Annotated in this window: 22 protein-coding genes, 1 tRNA gene and 1 pseudogene; 12 read left to right on the top strand and 12 right to left on the bottom strand. The window is 35.9% G+C overall.

Translation table 11 applies throughout. The features are described from left to right. The first annotated feature begins 33 nt into the window (after positions 1-33). From J4771_RS06290 to J4771_RS06280, 3 genes are all read left to right on the top strand, one after another. Positions 34-936, top strand: a complete 903-nt coding sequence (locus tag J4771_RS06290; protein ID WP_224137774.1) for a UDP-3-O-(3-hydroxymyristoyl)glucosamine N-acyltransferase — start codon at positions 34-36, stop codon at positions 934-936. Between the two features lie 83 nt (positions 937-1,019). Then, a complete protein-coding gene (gene sucD / locus J4771_RS06285; protein WP_224137634.1) occupies positions 1,020-1,892 on the top strand; it encodes a succinate--CoA ligase subunit alpha in 873 nt (290 codons plus the stop codon). 18 nt (positions 1,893-1,910) lie between these two features. Further along, on the top strand, positions 1,911-2,576 hold the full coding sequence (locus J4771_RS06280) for a porin family protein (protein ID WP_224137632.1): 666 nt from the start codon (positions 1,911-1,913) through the stop codon (positions 2,574-2,576). A gap of 96 nt (positions 2,577-2,672) precedes the next feature. Here the strand turns inward: J4771_RS06280 and J4771_RS06275 are convergent, their stop codons facing one another. The 6 genes from J4771_RS06275 to J4771_RS06250 form a co-directional block, all read right to left on the bottom strand. Continuing rightward, the gene (locus tag J4771_RS06275; protein ID WP_224137629.1) at positions 2,673-3,989 is read right to left on the bottom strand and encodes an ABC transporter permease; all 1,317 of its coding nucleotides are present in this window, start codon (positions 3,987-3,989) and stop codon (positions 2,673-2,675) included. Between the two features lie 78 nt (positions 3,990-4,067). Further along, positions 4,068-4,973, bottom strand: a complete 906-nt coding sequence (locus J4771_RS06270) for an ABC transporter ATP-binding protein (RefSeq protein WP_224137626.1) — start codon at positions 4,971-4,973, stop codon at positions 4,068-4,070. Positions 4,974-5,068: 95 nt separating this feature from the next. Next, positions 5,069-6,064: a tRNA dihydrouridine synthase DusB gene (gene dusB, locus J4771_RS06265; RefSeq protein ID WP_224137624.1), complete on the bottom strand. Its 996-nt coding sequence runs from the start codon at positions 6,062-6,064 to the stop codon at positions 5,069-5,071. Positions 6,065-6,214: 150 nt separating this feature from the next. Beyond that, positions 6,215-6,418, bottom strand: coding sequence for a hypothetical protein (locus J4771_RS06260; RefSeq protein ID WP_224137622.1), 204 nt, complete (start codon positions 6,416-6,418; stop codon positions 6,215-6,217). After that, positions 6,418-7,044, bottom strand: coding sequence for a DUF3575 domain-containing protein (locus J4771_RS06255; RefSeq protein WP_224137620.1), 627 nt, complete (start codon positions 7,042-7,044; stop codon positions 6,418-6,420). Before J4771_RS06255 ends, J4771_RS06260 begins: the two co-directional genes overlap by 1 nt. Before the next feature lie 6 nt (positions 7,045-7,050). Then, positions 7,051-8,223 carry a thioredoxin family protein gene (locus tag J4771_RS06250; protein WP_224137618.1) on the bottom strand — a complete coding sequence of 391 codons (1,173 nt, stop codon included), beginning with the start codon at positions 8,221-8,223 and terminating at the stop codon, positions 7,051-7,053. A 183-nt stretch (positions 8,224-8,406) separates the two neighbouring features. Here J4771_RS06250 and J4771_RS06245 point away from each other — a divergent pair, with 183 nt between their 5' ends. After that, on the top strand, positions 8,407-9,369 hold the full coding sequence (locus J4771_RS06245; RefSeq protein ID WP_224137616.1) for a YpdA family putative bacillithiol disulfide reductase: 963 nt from the start codon (positions 8,407-8,409) through the stop codon (positions 9,367-9,369). A 218-nt stretch (positions 9,370-9,587) separates the two neighbouring features. Here J4771_RS06245 and J4771_RS06240 read toward each other — a convergent pair whose 3' ends face one another. Beyond that, positions 9,588-11,261: a glutamine--tRNA ligase/YqeY domain fusion protein gene (locus J4771_RS06240; protein WP_224137615.1), complete on the bottom strand. Its 1,674-nt coding sequence runs from the start codon at positions 11,259-11,261 to the stop codon at positions 9,588-9,590. Positions 11,262-11,437: 176 nt separating this feature from the next. Here J4771_RS06240 and J4771_RS06235 point away from each other — a divergent pair, with 176 nt between their 5' ends. From J4771_RS06235 to J4771_RS06220, 4 genes are all read left to right on the top strand, one after another. Then, positions 11,438-11,776, top strand: a complete 339-nt coding sequence (locus tag J4771_RS06235; RefSeq protein WP_224137614.1) for a hypothetical protein — start codon at positions 11,438-11,440, stop codon at positions 11,774-11,776. Between the two features lie 29 nt (positions 11,777-11,805). Continuing rightward, positions 11,806-12,927: an alpha/beta hydrolase gene (locus J4771_RS06230; RefSeq protein ID WP_224137613.1), complete on the top strand. Its 1,122-nt coding sequence runs from the start codon at positions 11,806-11,808 to the stop codon at positions 12,925-12,927. A gap of 244 nt (positions 12,928-13,171) precedes the next feature. Continuing rightward, positions 13,172-13,777: a hypothetical protein gene (locus J4771_RS06225; RefSeq protein WP_224137612.1), complete on the top strand. Its 606-nt coding sequence runs from the start codon at positions 13,172-13,174 to the stop codon at positions 13,775-13,777. Positions 13,778-13,782: 5 nt separating this feature from the next. Further along, complete coding sequence (locus tag J4771_RS06220; protein WP_224137611.1) at positions 13,783-14,580, top strand: sensor histidine kinase; 798 nt, start codon at positions 13,783-13,785, stop codon at positions 14,578-14,580. 291 nt (positions 14,581-14,871) lie between these two features. Here the strand turns inward: J4771_RS06220 and J4771_RS06215 are convergent, their stop codons facing one another. The 3 genes and pseudogenes from J4771_RS06215 to fbp form a co-directional block, all read right to left on the bottom strand. Beyond that, positions 14,872-15,903 (bottom strand): o-succinylbenzoate synthase, encoded by a 1,032-nt coding sequence (locus tag J4771_RS06215; RefSeq protein WP_224137603.1) that lies wholly within the window; start codon positions 15,901-15,903, stop codon positions 14,872-14,874. 14 nt (positions 15,904-15,917) lie between these two features. After that, positions 15,918-16,079, bottom strand: a pseudogene (locus tag J4771_RS06210) (hypothetical protein); the annotation flags it as partial. A gap of 508 nt (positions 16,080-16,587) precedes the next feature. Continuing rightward, complete coding sequence (fbp, locus tag J4771_RS06205; protein WP_224137600.1) at positions 16,588-17,598, bottom strand: class 1 fructose-bisphosphatase; 1,011 nt, start codon at positions 17,596-17,598, stop codon at positions 16,588-16,590. 229 nt (positions 17,599-17,827) lie between these two features. Between fbp and J4771_RS06200 the strand changes: the two genes are divergently transcribed. The 4 genes from J4771_RS06200 to J4771_RS06185 all read left to right on the top strand — a co-directional run bounded on the left by J4771_RS06200 (position 17,828) and on the right by J4771_RS06185 (position 22,575). Further along, complete coding sequence (locus tag J4771_RS06200; RefSeq protein WP_224137598.1) at positions 17,828-19,066, top strand: aspartate kinase; 1,239 nt, start codon at positions 17,828-17,830, stop codon at positions 19,064-19,066. 6 nt (positions 19,067-19,072) lie between these two features. Next, positions 19,073-20,911: a lysophospholipid acyltransferase family protein gene (locus J4771_RS06195; RefSeq protein ID WP_224137592.1), complete on the top strand. Its 1,839-nt coding sequence runs from the start codon at positions 19,073-19,075 to the stop codon at positions 20,909-20,911. An 85-nt stretch (positions 20,912-20,996) separates the two neighbouring features. Beyond that, a tRNA-Phe gene (locus tag J4771_RS06190) sits at positions 20,997-21,069 on the top strand. Positions 21,070-21,318: 249 nt separating this feature from the next. After that, on the top strand, positions 21,319-22,575 hold the full coding sequence (locus tag J4771_RS06185) for a site-specific integrase (protein WP_224137590.1): 1,257 nt from the start codon (positions 21,319-21,321) through the stop codon (positions 22,573-22,575). Positions 22,576-22,666: 91 nt separating this feature from the next. Here the strand turns inward: J4771_RS06185 and J4771_RS06180 are convergent, their stop codons facing one another. Both J4771_RS06180 and J4771_RS06175 read right to left on the bottom strand, forming a co-directional pair. After that, positions 22,667-23,518, bottom strand: coding sequence for a nucleotidyl transferase AbiEii/AbiGii toxin family protein (locus tag J4771_RS06180; protein ID WP_224137588.1), 852 nt, complete (start codon positions 23,516-23,518; stop codon positions 22,667-22,669). Next, positions 23,515-24,144: a type IV toxin-antitoxin system AbiEi family antitoxin domain-containing protein gene (locus J4771_RS06175; RefSeq protein WP_224137586.1), complete on the bottom strand. Its 630-nt coding sequence runs from the start codon at positions 24,142-24,144 to the stop codon at positions 23,515-23,517. The genes J4771_RS06180 and J4771_RS06175 overlap by 4 nt, the downstream gene beginning before the upstream one ends. Between the last annotated feature and the right edge of the window lie 316 nt (positions 24,145-24,460).

The raw sequence follows: 24,460 nt of genomic DNA, 5'->3' as shown, positions 1-24,460 counted from the left end.
CCCATCACCCAACTACCAACACCCAACATAGGAATGAGATTCAACCAAGCGCAGACTTTAAAGACCATTGCTGAATTAACCGGCGCCAAAAGGATTGGCGACGAAAATTTTCAGGTTTTGGGAACAAATGAGATTCACATGGTAAAACCAGGTGAAATTGTTTTTGTGAACCACCCAAAATATTATGACAAAGCATTAAATTCTCCTGCAACCATCATTCTCATCGATAAAGAAGTAGATTGTCCGGAAGGAAAAGCACTTTTGGTTTCAGACGATCCTTTCAGGGATTTTAATAAAATCAACACTCATTTTACAAGAATCTACAATTTTACAGAAGAACTTCATGATATAGAAGTGGGTGAAGGAACAAAAATTCATCCTTCCGCAGTTATTGGAAACGAAGTGAAAATTGGCAAAAACTGTCTGATTTTTCCAAATGTTGTGATTGGTGACCGGACCGTAATCGGTGATAATGTGATTATTCAAGCCAATACCGTTTTAGGAGGTGATGCTTTTTATTACAGAAAATTGAACGGAAATTTTGACCGTTTAATTTCAGTCGGAAATGTGGTCATTGAAAATAATGTGGAAATCGGAAATGGCTGTACCATTGATCGTGGAGTTACGGATTCAACGATTATTGGTGAGGGTTCGGTTTTAGACAATCAGATTCAAATAGGGCACGATACCATTATCGGAAAAAGATGTTTAATCGCTTCACAAACGGGAATTGCAGGTTGCTGTGTGATTGAAGATGAAGTTACGATTTGGGGACAAGTGGGAATGGCTTCTGGAGTTCGTGTCGAAAGCGGGACGGTTCTTCTGGCTAAATGTGGCGTGAACAGAGATTTGAAAAAGGGAACTTATTTCGGTTCAATTGCTGAAGAATTCAGAGAATATTTAAGAAAAGAAGTGAAGATTAAAAATCTGAAATAGATTTTTGTACTCGCAGGAAATCAAATTTATTGAGTAAATTTGTAAGCATTAAAAATTTTAAAATAAATTATAAAAAATAAAAAATGTCAGTATTAGTAAACAAAGATTCGAAAGTAATCGTACAAGGTTTCACTGGAAATGAAGGAACGTTCCATGCAGGACAAATGATTGAATACGGAACCAACGTTGTAGGCGGTGTAACCCCGGGAAAAGGTGGTTCTGAACATTTGGGAAAACCAGTTTTCAACACCGTTGCAGATGCCGTGAAAGAAGCGGGAGCAAATGTTTCCATTATTTTCGTACCACCTGCATTTGCTGCAGATGCGATTATGGAAGCTGCAGATGCGGGAATTAAAGTGATCGTGGCAATTACGGAAGGAATTCCTGTAGAAGACATGGTTAAAGTAAAATCTTACATTGCTGACAGAGATTGCAGATTAATCGGACCAAACTGTCCAGGAATCATTACTTCCGACGAAGCGAAAATCGGAATTATGCCTGGTTTCGTTTTCAAAAAAGGTAGAGTAGGAATTGTTTCAAAATCAGGAACTTTAACTTACGAAGCTGCAGATCAAGTGGTAAAAGCAGGTTTCGGAGTTTCTACTGCAATCGGAATTGGAGGTGACCCAATCATCGGAACCACGACAAGAGAAGCTTTGGAACTTTTCATCAATGATCCTGAAACTGATGCGGTGGTAATGATCGGAGAAATCGGTGGTGGATTAGAAGCTGAAGCTGCAAGATGGTATAAAGCCAACGGTTCTACAAAACCTGTCGTTGGATTTATCGCAGGACAAACCGCACCGAAAGGAAGAACTATGGGACATGCAGGTGCAATCGTAGGTGGAGCTGAAGATACGGCACAAGCTAAAATGGCAATCATGAGAGAAAACGGAGTCCACGTGGTAGATTCACCCGCGGAAATCGGTTCCACGGTTGCTAAAGTTTTAGGATAAAACCAAACACAAACAAATATGAAAAAAATTATTTTCAGCACTGCGATTTTAGCATCAACTTTACTCTCGGCGCAAATTGACTTAAGCAGTACGCGTTACGGAATTACAGCCGGTCCAACTTACTCCAGAGTAACAAATGCACATAATCCGTCCGGACCGAGATATTCACTGTATGCAGGACTTCTTGCGTTAATCCCGATTGATGACAGCTATCAATTCTATATTCAGCCTGAAGTGGAATATTTAGGAGCCGGTGAAAGTGGGAAAGACAAAAATGCAAAAGGGGTTGATGCCTACAACGCGATATACGGAAACCATTATGTAAGTGTTCCTATCTATTTTAAAGGGTATTTCTCGGAAGATGAATCGGAATTTTTTGGAATGGTTGGACCCAAGTTTAATTTTTTGGTTGGACAGAAATTTAACAGTTCCACTCCACAACGCTACACCGCTGAAGGCGATCCAACCACCGGAATAAATGGTAAAGCATCCAGTTTTAATTTTGCAGTTGGTTTGGGAATTGGATATTCTTACAAAAGACAATTGGAACTGGCTTTGAGATATGACTTAGGAATTACAAATACCTATAAAGGTTTGATGAATGAACTAACTAAAGATCCAAATACGGCAAAGAAAAAATCAGAACAGGTAATTAGTGTAGGTTTAAGCTACATTTTTGAATAATTAATTCTAAACTAAAAAATCCCGTCATAAGCTATTATGACGGGATTTTTTTATCTTACCCTCAACCTCAACCTCAACCTCAATTTCAACCTTAACCTAACTTCTAATCCATTTCCAAAGTTCTTTTGCACTGGCTTTGTTTCCGTACATTAAAATTCCTACACGATACACTTTCGCTGCGATGTAAATCATCAACAAAGTGGAAAGAATCAATAAGATCATGGAAAGCGCAATCTGCCAAATCGGTACTCCGAACGGAATCCTCGCAATCATTGCGACCGACGAAGTAAAGGGAATGATCGACAACCAGAATCCAAGCGGTCCTTCCGGATTATTCATGATGGTAAAACTTCCGTACATTCCCAACATTAAAGGAATAATTGCAAATAGGGTAAATTGTTGTGTTTCCGTTTCGTTGTCAACCGCAGAACCAATCGCTGCATACATCGAACTGTAGAAAATATAACCGAGTAAAAAGAAGACGATAAAAACGAAGATAATCAACGGAAAATTCATTTCCAAAAGAATGTGCGAAACTTCTGTCGCCATTTGTTTAAAATCAAATTTTTGAACCATTTCTGCAGATTGCGCACCACCGGGAATTTGGCTTTGCATCGCAGCAAATCCTGTATTCAAAAAAATCGCGCCAATCACAGCCATGGTAATCCAAACAGAAAATTGGGTCAAAGCCACTAAAGTCACGCCCAAAATTTTTCCCATCATCAGTTCAAATGGTTTCACCGATGAGATAATGATTTCTACGACTCGGTTGTTTTTTTCCTCCAAAACGCTGCGCATCACGCGAACTCCGTAGATGATGATGAACATGAAAACTGCATACATCAAAACCATACTTAATCCCGATTTCACACCGAAAGAAAGATCGTTATCGGCACCTTTTTCATCCACCACATTTTTGGTGTTGAGGTCGAAGTTTTTATCTAAATCTTTAATCTGATTTTCGGACAAACCAAGTGTTTTGATTTTTTCTTTTTTAATAACTCTGGAAAGATCGGCGATAACGCTCATTTTGGTGTCGAATCCAATCTTTTTGTTAATCAGGAGTTTAGAGTTCTTTTCAAGTTCGTCGTAATTATTGTCTTTTAGTTCAGGAATGATGAGTAGTCCTTCGATTCCGGTCATGTCTTTTAGCGTGGTGGTTAAAGCGCTCTCATTTTCCTGTGGAACGAAAACGTACTTTATTTTTTCATCACTTTTAAGATTTCCTACAAAAATTCCGCTTTTATCTACAATGTTAAAAGTATTGGAACTTTCATTCGCTTTGAACATAAACGCAATTAAAGCCCCAAAACCAATCATTAAAACTGGCGCAAGAAGGGTGAGAATAACGAAAGATTTCTTTTTTACCTGGGTAAGATATTCGCGTTTGGTGATGAGGAATATGTTTTTCATAATTATAATTGATAATCGATAATTGAGGAATGATAAAATTGACTGCTTTAAAATCAATGATCAGTCATCAAAAATCATTTATGATTGTACTGCATTGATGAACACTTCGTTCATGCTCGGAATTTTCTCGTCGAATGAGCGGATTTTTCCTATTTTCATCAACTCGTTTAGCAATGAATTTTGGTCTTTTTCATTTTTAATGTCGAAAGAGAGAAGTTGATTTTCAGTGGAATAATCTTCAATCTGAAATTGATTTTGAAAGTTTTTAAATAATTCGCCGTCCACATCAGAAAGTGTCACTCCAAAAATGTTTTTCTTGAATTTTTCGCGCACATCAAATACTCTTCCGTCCAGTACTTTTTTAGAATTATTAATTAATGCAACGTAATCGCACATTTCTTCCACACTCTCCATTCGGTGTGTTGAAAGAATAATCGTGGTTCCCTGATTTTTTAAATGAAGAATTTGATCTTTTATCAAGTTGGCATTCACTGGATCGAAACCAGAAAACGGTTCATCCAAAATCAGCAATTTAGGGCGGTGCAAAACAGTAACTACAAACTGGATTTTCTGTGCCATTCCCTTGGAAAGTTCGGCAAGTTTTTTCTTCCACCACTGATCGATCTGTAGTTGCTCGAACCAATATTTAGCCTGATTTAGAGCGTCGTTTTTGCTCATTCCCTTCAATTCGCCGAAATAAAGAATTTGGTCTCCTACCGTCATATTTTTGTACAATCCGCGTTCTTCCGGCATATAACCGATTTGCTTGATATGTTCCGGATTTAACTTTTGATCATTGATAAAAACCTCTCCAGAATCAGCCTGCGTAATTTGGTTGATGATTCTGATGAATGTAGTTTTTCCGGCACCGTTTGGTCCAAGAAGACCGTAAATGCTTGCTTTCGGAACATTGATGGAAAAATCGTCAAGCGCCAATTTTTTTCCAGCGTTGTAAGTTTTAGTTACATTTTCTGCTTTAAGCATGAAAGAATTTTAGAAAGTTAGTCGTTGAAATTTCTTGAAAGTTACCGTTTGGAACTTAAAATTCCAAAAGTTTAAAACAAAGATGTTTGCAGAAATTAATTGGCAAATTGAAAATTTCGGTAAAACTCGTCGGCTTCTGCAATTACTTGATCCATTTCTTCTAAAGTAAAGATTTCCAAGAACTTCATTCGCCATTCCTTGAAATGTGGAATTCCACGGAAATAGTTGCTGTAATGTTGACGCATTTCGATCAATCCAAGTCTTTCGCCTTTCCATTCTGCACTCCATTCTGCGTGTTGACGAACGGCTTCTAATCTCTGTGAAATAGTTGGTTCAGGGAGTTTTTCTCCAGTCTCAAAAAAATGTTTGATTTCCTCGAAAATCCATGGATATCCTATAGCGCCACGACCAATCATTATTCCGTCGCAATCATATTTTGTTCTGTACTCTAAAGCTTTTTCGGGAGAATCCACATCGCCGTTTCCGAAGATTGGAATTTCGATATTCGGATTGTTTTTCACCTTCGAGATGTAATCCCAATCGGCTTCACCTTTATACATCTGCGATCGCGTTCTTGCATGAATCGTCAATGCTTTAATCCCGGCTTCCTGAAGTCTTTCGGCGACCTCCATGATGTTGATGGTTTCGGTGTCCCAACCAAGTCGGGTTTTCACCGTTACAGGAAGATGGGTTGAATTTACAACCGCTTTCGTTAGACGTACCATTAAATCGATATCCTTTAAAACTCCTGCTCCGGCTCCTTTGCAGACGACTTTTTTTACCGGGCAACCAAAGTTGATGTCTACCAAATCTGGATTCACCGTTTCCACAATTTTGGCAGAAAGTGCCATTGCTTCTTCATCGCCACCGAAAATTTGAATTCCTACAGGCCTTTCATAATCAAAAATATCCAATTTTTTACGGCTTTTCATCGCGTCGCGAATGAGGCCTTCAGAAGAAATAAACTCAGAATACATCAAATCTGCACCATGCATTTTGCACAATCTTCTAAATGGAGGATCAGAAACATCTTCCATCGGTGCAAGCAAAAGAGGGAAATCCGGTAATTGTATATTGCCGATTTTTATCATGGTGCAAATGTAGAAAAACTTGGTGAGTTTTTACGAGTGGGGATTTGAGGGTTTGAGGGTTTGAGAGTTTTATTAACAAGACAATAAACTCATCATTTTTATCCCGAATCCCGTAACATAACTCGAATCCCGTAACTGGTATCTCGGGAATCAATCAAAATCGTGGTGGGTGTCGTCTTTGGAATTACGGTGTACGAACCACATTCCGATTGTCAATCCTACAACTCCTGCAACTGCGGTCATTAAGGCACGACTTGACTTGTCTGGGTAGTCGCTTCCGATGTAATTCATCAAAAATAAAATGATGAAGGTGATTACAGCGATTACTAAAAATTTTTTGCTTTTTATGTCCATTATTTTAATCGGTACGAAATCATTAAACCTCCTTTGTATGGAATAAATTCCCCACTTCTATTCCAAGGCCTTTCTGCGTCATCATATCTAATGTCTAAACCTTTAACATACCCGTGATAAAACCCTTCAGAGTGACCACCGCCCACAAAAAGATCAAGATTCCACTGGTCGTTGATTTGCCATTGGTAGCCAATTGTTGCACCTAACATAATTGAAAATCCTCTCTGGTATAGATCGGACAATCTGTAAAAAGGTGAATTTGGGTCGTATTGCGCTAACCTATCGCTCCAGTAGCTCCATTTTTGCATATTGAAAGCTGAAAAATGCAAATTACCACCAACATACCAATGTTTAAAAGCTTCATTAAAGTAATACCGTCCTTCAACACCGCCCATGTAAATTTGAGCATACTTCCCCATAAAAGATTTCCAGGGTGAAACGAAAACCTCTCCCTGAAGCGTCCATTTTTTGCTCAACTGGTGTTCTAGACCAAGATTCAGCATTCCTATGGGAAGAAAAAGTGCATTGGCTTTTAGGTAGGTTTTTTTTCCTGAGGCGGAATCCGATGTTTGAGCACTTGCAAATGTTACAAAAGAAAGGGCCAAAACAAAAATGAATTTTTTCAAAGTGACTTATTTTAATGTTTCTAAAAGTTTTTTTGCTAATGTGGCGTCTTTCCCCTGAGTTTCTGCAAGGTGCTTTGATAATTCGGCATACATTACTGCATTTTCTTTTTTTCCTGCTTTTGCATAAAGCTTAGCCAGAATGTAGGTGTTTTCTGCGGTTTCGGATTTCATGACCGATTTTTCAGCCCAATCCTGTGCTTGCTTTAGGGAAGAAGGATCAGATACATGTTCGCTAAAAATCCAAGCTGCCTTCAGCAATTCTTCAGGATCAAAATTTTCTGAATTTTTATAGTAACTCACGGCAGCTTTTTCATAGCCCGCAAAATTTCCAATATTGGGATATAGAGTTATCTTCATTCTGTTCAGAGCAGTTTCTGCCTCTGTTTTTCCTACTAATGGAATGGCGTCTTGGTAGAACAGTTCATCATTAATATTTCCTGTTTTCTGATCGAAAGATCGCTCCATCACACTTGAAAGCTTGATGTTTACATCAAATTGCTTGTAGATATCCTCGGACATAACAGCCACAATTTCAGCCCTTCTGCCGGTGAAAATTTTATAATTTTCGTCGGTCGGAGATTTCAAGAAATAAAGTAATAATCCAACTTCTTCCCGCGTCATTGGCTCATTTTTTCGGGTTGAAAAATACCTTTCCGACACTTTTTTTGCCAACGGATAATCGCTGTCGGAATATAATTTCATCATATTGATCAAAAATTCCGGATCTGTTTCGCCTTTATCGAAAAGTTCTTTGTAGGAATTGTTTTTCAGTTTGGGATTGTTGGCTTCTTTGGCAAAAGACAGGAATTGGTTTTCGTCCATATAACCATAAGATTTAGAAACTACCTCTCCGTCGCCATTCAGAAATAAGAAGGTAGGGTAGGAACGGATACCATATTTCATGGCAATTTCTCTTCCTTCTCCTTTTTCCATGTCAAATCTGGAATTAATAAAGTTGGCGTTGTAATACTCTTTGACCGACTTAATGGGAAAAATATTTTTTTCCATCATTTTACAGGGACCGCACCAAGACGCAAAAGCATCCATAAAAACGAGTTTTTTTTCTCTTTTAGCTTTTGCTAAAACTTCTTTGAAAGTGGTGGTTTGGAAATCAATGCTTTCCTGCGCAAAAAAAAGTACAGAAAAACTTAATAATATGATAGAAAATAGCTTTTTCATTGTAGAAGAAAAAATTTGTTGCGAAGATAATTATAAAAAAATTACCATACCCGAAATCTTAAAATTTATAATATAATTTAACGGTTTATGATGTTGAATCGCTATATTTTCAGAGTTGACAGATTCGGCGAGAATATTTTTTGTAGGAGCTGATCGTAAAGTTTCGATTGCTATATTTGCGGTATGGAAATCTTCGACATCATAATCATCGGTGGTGGACCAATTGGTTTGAACTGCGCTTTGGAAGCTGAAAAACATCAACTTAAATATTTGGTTATCGAGAAAGGGACGATTGTCAATTCCCTCTATCATTATCCACTTTATATGCGTTTTTTTTCGACGGCCGAAAAGCTTGAAATTGCTGAAATTCCATTTATCACTACTTCGCCAAAACCCGGAAGACAGGATGCTTTAGAATATTACCAAGGAATTGCAAGACAAAGAAATATTAATATTAAGCTTTACGAAAAAGTGCTTAAAGTTTGTAAAAATCAATTTTTTGAGGTGGAAACTTCCAGACAAACTTATTTGGCAAAAAATGTTGTGATTGCCACAGGATTTTATGATATTCCAAATTTTCTTAATATTAAAGGTGAAGACTTACCGAAAGTAAAACATTATTATACCGAACCATATCCTTACTCAAAACAAAAAATTGTCGTAATTGGAGCAAGTAATTCAGCCGTTGATGCCGCATTGGAAACCTACAGAAAAGGAGCAGAAGTTACGATGATTATTAAAAGTTCAGAAATTTCAAAATCCGTTAAGTATTGGGTAAAACCTGATATTGAAAATCGAATTGCAGAAGGAAGCATTCTGGCTCACTTTAACTCTGAAGTGGTTGAAATTAAAGAAGATTCCGTTATTTTTAAAGATAAAAATGGTGAAACTCATGAAATTAAAAACGATTTTGTTCTTGCGATGACAGGTTATTTGCCAGATTTTGATTTTTTAAGAAATAGTGGAATTGAATTAATAGGAGAAAATCTAAATCCAATTTACAATCCCGAAACCATGGAAACCAATATTGAAAACCTTTATTTGGCAGGCGTTGTTTGTGGTGGCAAAGACACTCATCTGTGGTTTATAGAAAATTCCAGAGTTCATGCAGAAATGATTGTGAATAATATTTTAAAATGTATTTAATTGATTATTAATATTTTCTTATCGTAAAGAATAAAAATTTTCTGTACATTTGAAATAACCAAATCAAAATTATTATGGAGACTTTTATTAAGGAATTAAAACGGAGTTGTGAAAATATTTTGAAAACAATTAAAAATGCTATTTTCGTAAAGGGCATCATTTAAAACAAAAAACTTCGGAATCCCGAAGTTTTTTTTATGTAATTTTTTCACAGAAATTTATTCTGGTTTGTAACCATCTTTTAAAGTCACCGTTCTATTGAAAACCAATTTTTCATCTGAAGAATCTCTATCCTTTGTGAAATATCCAATTCTTTGGAACTGATATGGTTGCCCAACTTCGGCATTTTTAAGGCTAGGTTCTGCGAATCCTTGGGTAACTTTCAAACTTTCCGGATTGATGAATTCCATGAAATCGACTTCTTTTTCTGCATCGGGTTGTGGAGTGGTAAACAATCGGTCGTAAATTCTTACTTCTATTGGCAAAGCATGTTTTGCCGAAACCCAATGCAAAGTTCCTTTTACTTTTCTCAGACTTTCCTCGGTTCCGCTACCAGATTTTGATTTGGGATCGTAGGTGGCATAAATCGTGGTGATTTCACCATTTTCATCCTTGTCAACTCTTTCGGCTTTAATGATGTATGCTGATTTCAAACGAACTTCACCGCCTAATTTTAAACGGAAAAATTTGTTATTGGCTTCTTCCTTGAAATCTTCTCTTTCGATATAAAGTTCTCTGCTGAAAGGAATTTCACGAGTTCCTGCGTTCTCATCTTCGGGATTATTTTCGGTTTCCAGCCATTCTTCAGCATTTTCATCATAGTTCTCAATTACCAGTTTTACGGGATCAACAACAGTCATCACTCTTGTTGAGATCTTATTCAAATCTTCACGTACAAAAAATTCCAATAACTGGATATCAATCAAGTTCTCACGTTTTGCGACACCCACTCTTTCAATGAATTTTTTAATGGAAGTGGGTGTAAATCCTAATCTTCTCATCCCAGAAATTGTAGGCATTCTTGGATCATCCCATCCTGTCACTACTTTTTCTGCAACCAATCGTTGAAGTTTTCTTTTGGAAGTGATCATGTAAGAAACGTTCATTCTTGCGAATTCGCGCTGTTTATTTCTCACTTTGGTTTCATCATAAACCTGATCCAAATACCAATCGTACAGTGGACGGTGATTTTCGAATTCTAAAGAACAAAGAGAGTGGGAAATTTGCTCGATGTAATCCGACTCTCCATGCGCCCAATCGTACATTGGATAAATTTTCCATTTGTCGCCTGTTCTGTGGTGAGGTCGTTTCAAAATTCTATACATCACCGGATCGCGCATGTTCATGTTCGGAGATTTCATGTCGATTTTTGCCCTTAAAGACATTGCTCCTTCTTCGAATTCGCCGTTTTTCATTTTCTCGAAAAGCTCCAAACTTTCTTCAACTGGTCGATTTCTGAAAGGAGATTCAATCCCTTCCTCAAAAGGATTTTTTCTTTGGGCGGTGATTTCTTCGGAAGTTTGCTCGTCAATATAAGCTTTTCCGTTCTTAATCATCTGGACGGCCCAATCGTAAAGTTGGTCGAAATAATCGGACGCATACAATTCCTTATCATATTTAAAACCCAACCAATCAATGTCCGCTTTGATGGAATCCACAAATTCCTGTTCTTCTTTTTCAGGATTGGTATCGTCGAAACGTAGATTTACGGGAGCGCCATATTTCTCGCCCAAACCAAAGTTGATGCAGATGGCTTTGGTGTGACCAACATGCAGATAACCATTTGGTTCCGGCGGAAAGCGGAAGCGGAGCTTATCTTTCCCAAGTCCGTTTGCTAAATCGTCTTCTATAATTTGCTCAATAAAATTGAGGGATTTTTTCTCTTCGTCCATTGTTTAGAATTGTTGGGTGCGAATTTACGGATTCTTGGGGAATAGAAAAAAGTTATTGGTTTTACATTCATCATGTTAGAAAATATTGATGTGATCATGTTTTTTTTTAAAAATACCGTGTTTTCACGGTGGTTTGTTTTGAAATTCAGTATTATTTTTAAAGAAAAATTAATATCATGAAATTTCTTTTTCTGTGGGTGGAAAAGCTCTATAATACCATTCGAGGGAATGGTTTGTTTATAGCCATTGCTGTATTTTTTCCTTTCGTAATTTATCAGCTTGATGCGGGACGAGAAATTTTGTATTTCCTCAACAATGATGAAAGCGGATTGAACTTATCATTGATCATTTTTTCTTTTTTTATGCTGAGTTTAAGTCTTTGGTGCATTCCAGCTTGGTCCATAAAACTTTTTCAGCAATTAACGGCTATAGATTTAAATGAGAAAGAGATTCATCGGTCGGTGAGCGATAATTATTATGGTTATACTTCGTATAAAGTTTGGATTAACAACTAAATTAAAAATAACCCATAAAACTTAAAAACATGTCAGTATTTATTTTAAGCAATAGAAAAATCATTAACGAAGCTGGTAAACAATCCTTCTCCAATGAAGAGTATTCAGTGCCCAACTTTCGAATTGCCAAGTGTAATTTCGATAGGTGGATAGAGCCCACCAAAGCTGAAATAAAAAAGAAAGATTACACCGGTAGAAAAATTTTGGACTACAAACTTCTCTCCGAACCGGAAATCCAAGGTTATCAGCAGGTTCTTGAAGTTTTAAGGAAAGAAAAGAACCTTGGCGACTCAAAATTAACCTCCGCAAATCTTGGTGGTACACAAAGAATGTTTTACGACCTCTATAAAGAAATGTCGGCTACGAAAGAACATAGTGATGTTTTGATTTTCATCCATGGATTTGCGTACACTTTTGATGATGAACTTAAAGCCATTTGTGCACTGAAAAAAATGTATATTGACGATCCGAAATGTCCAGTCAACCATATTCTCTTCATCAGTTGGCCGGCTTCAAGTACTGTTTTTCCTCTTACCTATTTTGATGATAAGGCAGCGAGTATAAATTCTGGAAACTCTTTACTTCGTCTTTTCTATTTATACACACAGTTTTTGAAAGATATCTTTTCCGACGGCGAATTGAATCCCTGCAACCAAAGAATTCATATCATTGCTCATTCTATGGGAAATCGTCTTTTGCAAAGTATGCTATACAGTCTGAAAACAAGTAATATTTCACGGGTAATCGATCAGGTGGTTTTGTTAAGCGCAGATGTGAGCTACCGTGTTTTTGATGAGGTTGAAGACTCATTTATAAAATTACCTCTATTGGCAAATCGAGTAAGTATTTATGTGAACCGTAAAGATGCGGTTCTAGGAATTTCGCAATTCTCAAAGAATATATTATCGCCCCGTCTTGGAAAAATAGGTCCAGCCGATATCTCTAAATTCAAAGCCGTAGTTTCTGTCATTGATTGTACCGGCACAAAAAACGATTTGGAAGATTCATTCAAATTTAAATACGGTAACCACTGGAATTACCTGTCAAGTTCGGCTGTACAATCTGATATTGTTTCTGTTTTGGGAGGAACCGACCAAAATCTTATCGCAAAAAGAGAAAAAGAAGGGACGAATATATTCACTTTAGCTTAAGTTCGGTTCCTTTTGTTATTGACCTGCAAACCAGTTTGGTTCGCAGGTTTTTTTATTTATTTTTTAGCTGAAGTTAATTTTATTAATGATAATTAATGGTTAATTTTTTAAACAAAACGTCTTTGTAAGCGGAAAATCATTAATTTTATAGACTTAAGAGAATTGTTAGGGCAAACCTCTGATAATCGCACCTGCAATTTTTGAGTAATTATTTTGAAAGAAGAGCTACATGAAATAAAACTTTATGTTTTCAACTTATCAGCAAATTGTTTATACGGTTATCATTTATCTATGTCTTTTTCTTTCATTCTTCTATAGAAACAGAAACGGAATCGATTTATTCATTTATTTCACGGTAGTATGCACCATAGAAATATTGCCAATTATACTGGGTAAAGAATGGAGTGGTAGAATCTACTCCGTTGCATCCTTGATGTACATTGGTTTTTTTACTTATTACTACGGCAAATTTATGCGAAACCAGAAGAAGCTAATCTATGTGTTGGGACTAATTTCAGGTTTAGTGTGTTTTTATTTTATGCTTGGTTCCTCAAAAAATTTCGCAGTTGGATTAGGGGTCACGCTTGCCTTATTTTATATATTCCTTTCGCTCAGTTGGCTTTTTAACGAGGTTAGAAATGTTGATGAGGATTTTATTGCCAAAAAGCAGGTTTTTTGGGTAAGTTCTGCCATTCTTTTATGGAGTGTTTTCTTCCTGTTCAGGATTGTGCCTATGTATTGGCTTGAAAAAAATGATCTTGCGTTTTTAATTATGCTCGACAAGATTTTCAGGATTGCTGTTACAGTCACCTATATTATTTTTATTATAGCAATAACCTGTAAGAAGTAGATGTAGTGAAAGAGATCCCGTTTGAGTTGAAGCTCGGTTATGTTCTTGCCATTGTTTTGATGGTCACTTTGGTGGTCTTCATGATTTTTATTGTTGTTCTATATAGCCGGAGACAAACGGTTTTGCAGAATGAAAGGAAACTGAAAGAGGTAGAATATCAAAACTTGCTTTTACAAAAGGAATTAGAATATCAAAAGATTGCAATTAAAGAACGAGAGCGAATTTCTCACGATATGCACGATGATTTCGGGGCAGTAATTTCTGCACTAAAATTGCAGATTAATTTTTTGAAGCACAAAATCAAAGATAAGGAAACAGTGAAAAACATTCATGAGCTTTTGGAAACTTGTGATGAACTGAATATCTCTATGCGAGAAATGCTTTGGAGCCTCAATTCCGAAAACGACAGTCTGTTCAATTTGATTGAATACATCTCCAATTATGCCGAAAACTTTTTCTCTAAAACCGATATAAAAGTTCATTTTAACAATAGCAGTACACTCGATATGATGATCTCATCTGAAGTGAGACGCAATCTGTTTCTGTGCGTTAAAGAAGGACTGAACAATGTCTACAAACACGGCCAAGCAAAAAATGTTTACCTCCACTTCAATCAAACCGAAAAAGAATTCTCAATCGATGTTATTGATGATGGAATAGGGATAAAGCAAAGTCGAAAAGATGGAAACGGTTTTTCCAACATGCATTGCAGAATGACTTCACTAAACGGAATTTTCAAAACCATGTCTGTGGAAAAAGGTGCGCACCTCAACTTTATTATTCCATTATTAAGCAAAAGTTAAGAAGTGAAGTAAATCTTGAAATTAAATTACTTTCACTTGAATATCATGAAAAATTTTAAGTGAAAAAACTGTTTATATTAATGGTGGTCTAAAACCTTTGTAGTAGGGTTGTTTTTGGCATCATTTTGGAAAGCAACCTCGCATCACTTATTAACACTTAAATAAAATTCTATGAAAGCGATGAAAAGAAAGTTTGCAAATATTTTGCAAAGTTTAAGAAGAAGTATCTTCGTAGAGAACGTAATTTAATCTTGAAAAAGTTAAATTAACAAAAGTCTGAAAATCTATTTTTCAGACTTTTTTCATGGAAAGTTGGTCGCCATTCAACTCCAGAACAGAATCAAAATTATTGGTGAAAAGTCCGCCTGTTCCCAAACCTTGAGGAATTTTTGGTTTTTTGGTGAAAGTATATTGCGCAATCGAATTCAAACCAATATTGCTTTCGAGCGCAGAAGTAATCCACCAACCGATCTCAAGATTTTCGGCTAAAGAAATCCATTCATCAGTTCCCGAAAATCCTCCGACCAAAGAAGGTTTCAGAATTATAAATTGAGGTTTTATAGTTTCTAAGAGTTGTTTTTTATCCTCAAAATCTACAATCCCAATCAATTCCTCATCCAAAGCAATCGGAACTGGAGTTTCCGCACAAAGTTGCGCCATCAAAGAATCTTCGGACTTCGGACTTCGGACTTCAGACTTTTTTATCGGCTGTTCAATGGAATGAATTTCCAAATTCGCGAGTTCTTTCAATACGTTTTTTGCTTCCTCAAAAGTAAAACCACCGTTTGCATCAACTCGCAATTCCAATTTTTCTTTCGGGAATTTTGTACGAAGTTTTTTTAAAATCTCTCTTTCAGAATTCCAATCCACACCGATTTTCAGTTTGATGCAGTCGAAACCCAATTCGAGTTTTTCCTCAATCTGTTGTTGCATGAAATCAGCATGACCCATCCAAATCAAACCGTTGATTTTTATGGAAGATTTTTCATCGGTAAATTCACTTGGAAAATAAAGGCTTTCGCCATGTTTTAAATTCAAAATCGCCTGTTCGTAGCCAAACCAAATCGATGGAAAATATTTCAATTCTTGTTTTAAAAATTCCGCATCTTCATTGATGTTTTCACAAAGCCAATTCAATTTTTCCTCATATTCAGGAACATCGTCGTAACTCAAACCACGGAAAAGTCCGCATTCCCCGATTCCTTTTTTTCCGTTTTCAGAAATTTCTAAGATGAATGTTTCTTTGGTGTGCAAAACTCCACGGGAAGTTCCGCTTGGATTTTTGAATTCTAAAATGTATTTGAAAAATTTGGCTGATTTCATTGCGGTTATTTCTCTTAATTCAGTAGGTCTTCCAGTGAATCATAAAGTTCAACAATTTCATCTTTTTGCGTATTGCTATTGTTGATGATTAATGAGGTGTACAACAAAATATCTTCAATTTTAAGAAGATGGTCAATTTTGCTTATTTGGTTTTTTAGTTCACTGTTCATGTACCATCTATTGAAAGTGTTGAAACGTTTTCGTTGTTTTTTGTCAAAACATGAGCAAAAGAAATATTGGCGTTTTTTCTTGGCTTAAAAATTTTTCGATAATATCTCTTATTGTGAGTGAAACGGCGGTGTCGAAAATATCTTCTTCGGGAGAAACTTTCGTGACTGCAATTTGAAAATTATTATTGAATTCTTCGCTTTTCGAAAAGGTGTTAAAGGTTTCGTCTCTTGAAAATGAAACTAAATAAGAAATACCATTTATTGTGGTAAAATGGTATTCAAATTTATTGCGTTCAATTATATTTATAGGGCTTTTTCAAGTGTAATTCCTTTCTTTTTCAAATCTTCAAGCGTAATTTTTCGCTGATCACAGTTCATTATCATCTCCTGTTTTAAAATCGCCTTCCTTAATAATTTCTACGGCTTCTTCACGAGTTACCGCCAATTTTGCTTTGCTCATATTATTGCAAAATTAATAATTATTTGATTATCAGCAAAAAGGAAACCGTTTCTATTAGTTTTCAGCATTCCTCATAAACTCCTCCGCTTTTTCCACCATTTCCAAACTTCCGCAGAAAAACGGAACTCTTTGGTGAAGTTCGGTTGGCTGAATTTCCAAAATTCTGGTGAAACCATCGGTACATTTTCCGCCTGCTTGTTCCGCCAATAAAGCCATTGGATTGCATTCGTACAACAGTCTCAATTTTCCGTTGGGCGATTGTGAAGTGGATGGGTAAATGTAAATTCCGCCTTTAATCATATTTCGGTGGAAATCGGAAACCAAACTTCCGATGTAACGCGAAGTATAGGGACGATCTTCTTCCTCTCTTTGACAATATTTAATATAATCTTTCACACCTTGCGGAAATTTCGCGTAATTTCCCTCGTTGATGGAATAAATTTTTCCTCTTTTAGAAAAAGTCATATTCGGGTGAGAAAGATAATACGTTCCCAAACTTGGATCGAGTGTGAAACCGTTCACGCCATTTCCAGTCGTATAAACAATCATGGTGGACGAACCGTAAACCACATATCCTGCCGCAGCTTGATTCACCCCTTTTTGCAAGAAATCTTCCAAAGTTACAGGAGTTCCGGGTTCGGTAACTCTTCGGTAAATGGAGAAAATAGTTCCAACGGAAACATTCACGTCGATGTTGGAAGAACCGTCCAAAGGATCGATCAACACGACATATTTGCTTAAATGTGCATTCGAACCACACTTGATTTCAATAAAATCGTCGCTTTCTTCAGAGGCAATTCCACAGACAACTTCTCTTTGAGAAAGTGCTTCGATGAAAATTTCGTTCGCTAAAACGTCGAGTTTCTGCTGTTCCTCACCTTGAATGTTTTCATTTCCCGCTTTTCCGATGATGTTTGCAATTCCCGCTTTATTTACTTCACGGTTCACCACTTTTGATGCAAGACGAATTGCACTCAACAATCTCGAAAGTTCACCCGTGGAATATTGGAAATCCTCCTGTTTATCGATAATAAATTCACCAAGCGTCTGAAAATTTTCTGCCATGTTTATACTTTTTGATTTCTTACAAATTTCGGAAAATTCTTTGGATTTTATCTCATTACTTTCAATATTAATGACCGAAATCAGTATTTTTAAACAAAACCATCATTAAATAAACTCATAATACAATACATCGTTTTCTAGTTCCGTTCGAAATTTATAATTTTGAAAATTGTAATTTTTTCTACGAAGGAAAAATTTGTTATTAAAATGTTGAATTTTAAATATTTAGATGAAGGTTTTTAAGTTTGGTGGTGCATCGGTAAAAGATGCGGAAGGTGTAAAAAACGTTTCCCTGGTTTTGGAAACTCAAGGTTTCGAAAACTGTCTCTTGGTAGTTTCCGCGATGGGAAAAACTACGAACGCACTAGAAAAAGTGGTGCAAAATTATTTTGATAAAAACGATTATCAAAGCGAAATCGAAAAAGTCAAACAAAACCATTTGGAAATTTCCAACGGACTTTTTCAAGAAAACCATCCCGTTTTTGCAGAAATATCTTTGTTTTTTGATGATATTGAATCATTTTTAAGAAGAAACAAATCCCCGAATTACAACTTCGTTTATGATCAAGTCGTGAGTTGTGGCGAAATGATTTCCTCTAAAATTTTAAGTGAATATTTGAATGATATTCAGTTTAAAAATACTTGGCTGGATGCGAGAGATTATATTAAGACCGATAATTACTACCGCGAAGGAAACGTGAATTGGGAAGAAACGGAAAATAAGATTGCGGAACTCGATAAAAATCTTTGTTATGTGACGCAAGGTTTCATTGGTTCAGAGGATAACAATTTTACCGTAACTTTGGGAAGAGAAGGGTCCGATTATTCGGCGGCGATCTTTGCGTACTGCTTAAATGCAGAAGCAATGACGATTTGGAAAGATGTTCCAGGCGTGATGACAGGTGACCCGAGAAAGTTTGAAAATGTTTCACTCTTGTCCAACATTTCCTACGAAGATGCGATTGAAATGGCATATTACGGCGCATCGGTTATTCACCCGAAAACTTTGCAGCCGTTAAAACAGAAAAATATTCCATTTTTTGTAAAATCATTTGTAGAGCCAAAGAAACCGGGAACCAAAGTTGGAAACGGAGGAAACTTTCAGAAAGAGGAATCCTATATTTTAAAGGAAAATCAAAACTTATTACGAATTTCGACACGCGATTTTTCCTTTATTGCAGAGGAACATTTGAGTAAAATTTTTGCACTTTTAGCGAAAAATAAAATCAAGATTTCTTTGATGCAGAATACGGCGATTTCTTTGGAACTTTGTTTAGAAGATAAATACGGAAACATTGATGAACTCAATAAAGAGTTGCAAAAAGATTTCCAGACCGAATTGCTAAAGAATCTTTCACTTTATACGGTGAGAAATGCAAAATTAGAAGATTTGGGCGATTTCTATAAAAATAAAAACATACTTTTAGAACAGAGTTCAAATAAAACCATTCAGGTCGTAACCAACTGATAACCAATGAGTCTAATTTCTAAAAACGATTTAATTAAAGCATCGGGATTAAGCAAAATCGGATTTCTTAAAAGTCCGGTCGCTTCCGCAATTATGCGCTTAACGAAAATCAATAAAGTAAACGAGCTTTATGATATTCTGAAAGACAAAAGTGGAAAAGACTTCTTCGATTCCTTCGTGAGAGAAAGGGATTTGAAATATGTCGTTTTTGAGGAGGATCTTGCGAAAATACCAAAAACGGGACCTTTTATTTTGGTTTCCAATCACCCATTGGGAGCGATTGACGGGATTTTGATGACAAAAATTCTCACGGAAATCCGTCCTGATTTTAAAATTATGGGAAATTTCCTTTTGGAAAAAATCAAACCAATGGAGCCGTTTGTGATTCCCGTAAATCCTTTTGAAAGTCGAAAGGAAATAAGAAACAGCTCAACCGGAATGCGTGAAACTTTAAAGCACGTTCAAAATGGTGGTTGTGTCGGAATTTTTCCTGCAGGTGAAGTTTCTAACAGAAATAATGAGTTCAATGAAATTCTTGACAAAAAGTGGGAAAAACCAGCTTTGAAATTAATCAAGATGGCAAAAGTTCCGGTGGTTCCAATGTATTTCCATGCCAAAAATAGCCCACTTTTTTATCAAGTTTCAAAGCTTCATCCTGATTTGCAAACGTTGATGTTGCCTGCGGAAATGATGAACAAACGTGAAAAACCAATTCGCATCAGAATCGGGAAACCTGTTTCTGTGAAAGTGATGGAAGAACATGATACGACAGAAGAAGTGGGGGAATTTCTTCAGAAGAAAATCTATATGTTGAAATCGTACTATGACAAAAGAAAAACAATTGCAGAACGCTTAAATATTCCGAATCTTAAACTCAACTTCCCCCTTTTAAAGGAAGAAAACGTTGTACAAAACATTATTGATGAAACGCCACAGGAAGATATCGTAAAAGAAATCGAAGCGCTTTATAAAAAAGATAAAATGCTTTTCCGAAACGGGAATTACGAAGTTTTCTTTTCGTCTTATTCGGAAATTCCTTCCATTATGAGGGAAATCGGGAGACAGCGTGAACTGACTTTCAGAAAAATCGGGGAGGGAAGCAATTTGCCTTTCGACCTTGACGAATACGATGAACATTATCACCACCTTTTCCTCTGGGATAATTCCGCGAAAAAATTAGCAGGAGCATATCGAATGGCACTTGGTGCAGAAGTCATGAAAAGATATGGGATTGATGGTTTTTACACCAGTTCACTTTTTGAATTTGATCCGGAATTGCAACCGTTTTTCCGTAAGGTGATTGAAATGGGGAGAGCGTATATTTCTACTGAATACCAGCAAAAACCTTTGCCTCTTTTTCTTTTGTGGAGGGGAATTGTTCATGTTTGTCTAAGAAATCCTGAACATAAATTTTTGATGGGCGGTGTAAGTATTTCTGATAAATTTTCCGAGTTTTCAAAATCCTTGATGATTGAATTTATGCGTTCTAATTATTACGATTCTGCAGTTGCGCAATATATTCACCCGAAAAAGGAATTTAAGGTAAAGCTGAAAGATCGTGACAAGCATTTATTCTTCGATGAAGTAGAGTCGGATCTCAACAAACTTGATAAAATTATTGACGATTTGGAGCCTGAAATGCGTTTGCCGGTTTTGATTAAGAAATACATCAAACAAAATGCAAAAGTGATTTCCTTCAACGTTGATCCAAGTTTCAATGATGCAATTGATGGTTTAATGTATATCCGCATCAGCGAACTGCCAGAAAGTACCATCAAACCTGTGTTGGAAGAAATGAGTGAGCAAATGCGTTCGGAAGAAAATAATTCATCTGAAAATCAATAGGTTTTTGATTTTAATTAAAAAAGTTTATGAAAAGTTTGTGTAATCCCGCAAAAGTTTCTATTTTTGCCGCACTCAATTACCAAACGGTTTCTTAGCTCAGTTGGTAGAGCAACGGACTGAAAATCCGTGTGTCCCTGGTTCGATTCCTGGAGAAACCACGAGAAACAACAACAATTTGTTACAAAAGCCCTTAAATCCTAGTATTTAAGGGCTTTTTTGTTTTTTGAGAATTTCAAAATAAATCAAATATTCTCAAAAATTAGGTGACCTTTTCGGTGACCTGCCATTTTTTGAACTTTATAGGTAACCGAATTCTTTGTGAAAGCCTATCAATAAAGGTGTAGAGCAATTGAACATCTTGTGTGATAGGTCACCAAAAGGTAATTTTAACCCCTAAAGTCATCACTATGAATGCAAAAGTTTCGGTATTATTTTATGCCAGAAAGTCAAAAGCGAAATCTAGTTCCAAAATCCCGATTTATATGCGGATTACTGTAGATGGACAACGTGCAGAGTTTTCAACAGGAAAAAGTGTTGAGATTAGCAAATGGAGTCCTGCACAAAGCCGTTTAAAGGGCAATTCCGAAGAATCAAGACTCATCAATAAACATTTCGATGTTCTGCAGGCGAAAGTCCTTGAAATTGAAAACAGACTTGTCTTTTTAGGCGAACCTTTCGATGCTTCGGATATCAAAAATCTATTATCTGGTAATAAAGTTGCCGAAAGAACTCTGATTCCTATTTTTGAGGAACACAATTCCAAAATGGAACAGTTGGTTGGAAAAGAATATGCCATTGCAACACTCAAAAATTTTAGAACTTGTTTATCTCATTTAAAAGATTTCTTATGGAAGTTCCACAAAAAAACGGATATCAATATTCAGAAATTGGAACCTTCATTTCTCAATGATTTTGATTTCTTTCTACGAACAAAAGCAAATATCAACAATAATTCTGCGGTAAAGCACACCAAAAACTTAAGTAAGATTTTAAAAATCTGTTATCAAAACGGTTGGATTGAAAAGGACTTGGTGATTTTTTACAAAGGCAGATTTAATGAAGTGAACGTAAATTTCCTCACTGATGAAGAACTTTCATCAATTCGCGAGAAAGAATTTTCGGGAAAAGGTTTGGAACTCGTTCGTGATATGTTTGTTTTCAGCTGCTATACAGGTTTGGCTTACATCGATATTTTCAACCTTACAAAAGAACAAATTTCCAAAGGAATTGATGGAAATCTGTGGATTATTACGAACCGACAGAAAACCGGAAGCGCGTCAAATATTCCTTTGCTTCTTGTTGCTGAAGAAATTATCAAGAAATACGAAAATCATCCTGTTTCATCCAATTCTGGAAAACTACTTCCAGTTTATACCAATCAAAAAGTGAATGAGTATCTGAAAACTATTGCGGAAAATTGTGGCATCCATAAGAAACTTACGTTTCACTGTGCAAGACACACTTTTGCTACTACCGTAACTTTAGGAAATAATGTTTCTATGGAAAGTGTGAGCAAAATGCTTGGACATAAAAGCATTAAGACGACTCAACATTATGCGAAAATTTTAGATAAAAAAGTGAGTGAGGATATGGGGAATTTGAAACTTGTATTACAGAAAAAACATGATGTTCAGACAGAAAATGATAAAAAACTCGGTTCGTAGCCGAGTTTTTCTAACCTCATATTTTTTCTGATTTTTACACTCAAACAACAAAATTTGATTATTTCACTAATATGATTTTGAAAAATCTCAATTATTTGATATTCAGATTTTTAATCAAATCTTTAAAATAATTCTTCGTCCAAATATCCAAAGTTTTTGGATCAGAAATAAATCTTTTTGCATCGTTTTTAGCGGTTTCAAGATTTACGGTTTCTATTCGATCATTCAATAATTTTAAGAATTCTTCTTCGGTCATTGTTTCTTTTTGCCAATCACCGCTGTCTTTTGCTCTCAAAAGAAAGTGTTCGAGATTTAAGGAAGTTCCTCGTCGGATATACCATTCCATATCGTACCAATCCCTGCCTTTTACATTTTTTCCCCACTTTCTAAAAAGTAAAGCATGCATCTTTCCTGCAAACAAATCTTCGATGACGAAACATTTTACGTAAAATGAAAATGGTTTCAGTAATAATTTTTCTTCTGTTGCAAAACCTAAAGGTGGTTTTGTATCAACTTCGATTTTAATTTTAAGTCCAATGGATTCTTTTAGTCCAAACTGAGGCAAAATGGTTTCTAAAACCAATTCGCTCCATAACGTTTCTGATTTTAAGAATGCAGATTCCACATTGGATTGAACAGATTTTACCTTAGTTTTAATAGAAACAGACATTCCTTGTGCAGTGAATTCGTCTTCTATTGCTTTCATGTAGTTTTCTAAATGAAAATTTTCATCGCTTTGCAATAGAGAAAAATCCAAATCTTCAGAAAAACGGTTCAACCCGTAAAATATCCTTAGAGCAGTACCACCATAAAACGCTGCCTTCTCAAAAAAACCACCACGATACAATCCAGCCAATGTAATTTGCTGCATAATCTCGCGCAATGCCTGTTTGTAGTCTCGATCCGTTTTCGGTTGATATTCGGCAATCCAATCTTTAATCATAGTTCTTCAATTGCTTTAATGACAAATTCTAATGACTCTCTTTTCGGTGCATCAGAAATCCACGATGCCATTTCTTTTGTATTTAATAATTTTAATTTATCCTCATCCATCCTCATATTTTCAATCAGAAAAACTCTTGCGGATTCAATGCTTCTGAATATTGTTGCCGAAGTTGTTACAACTTTATCTAAAATCGCTTTTTCTGCTTTTGCCATTAATGAAAATTGATTTTCCCGCAACTTAATCTGTTGAATTCCGAATGCATAATAAGGAGATTGAAGTTTGATATATTCGAAATTTCCAAAAGAATTGTTGAAGTTTTTGGAGTTTTTCAAGGTCATTGAAACGATGGAAAAAACCTGTTCAGGAATCAAACCATGATATGAAAGTGCCGATTCTGCAGAAACATAACTTGGGCCATACAAAACATTGGCAACAGAGAATGGTTCAGGTAAAATTTCGGAGTTCCAAAGGTATAAACCTCTTTTTAAAGAGATTAGATTTTCTTGTTTTATCAGCTCGTGGATTTTGTCGTTAGGTCTTTTATAGTCCTTTAAAAGTGAGACTAAAACCTGATGAGAAATCGGTTGTGATTGGTAGGATGATATTTGATTTTCTAAATTCACTATACAAATGTAAAAAAAATAATAGATAATCGGATTATTTCCGATTATCTATTGAAAAATTTACAGATTATATCTCAATTATCTGTTCTTTAACGTAACCATTGTCTGGTTCATCAAGATATCCATGTGGATTGCAAATTACTTCTGTTTTGTCAATTGAATATCCGTTGCGAGAATAGCAGTGCCTCTATGTTTTGTAAAAATAGTAAATATTCTAAAAAAAATCAACTATCCACAAAAACAATGACCAATTTAATCCAATCATTTCAGAAATCTGCGTAATTTGAACACAGGGTTCTACTGAACGTGAGTAAAT

The organism is Candidatus Kaistella beijingensis (genome assembly GCF_020084865.1).
Classification (GTDB): domain Bacteria; phylum Bacteroidota; class Bacteroidia; order Flavobacteriales; family Weeksellaceae; genus Kaistella; species Kaistella beijingensis.
Note: the sequence above shows the minus strand (reverse complement) of the source record. Positions and strands in the feature narration are given on the sequence as shown.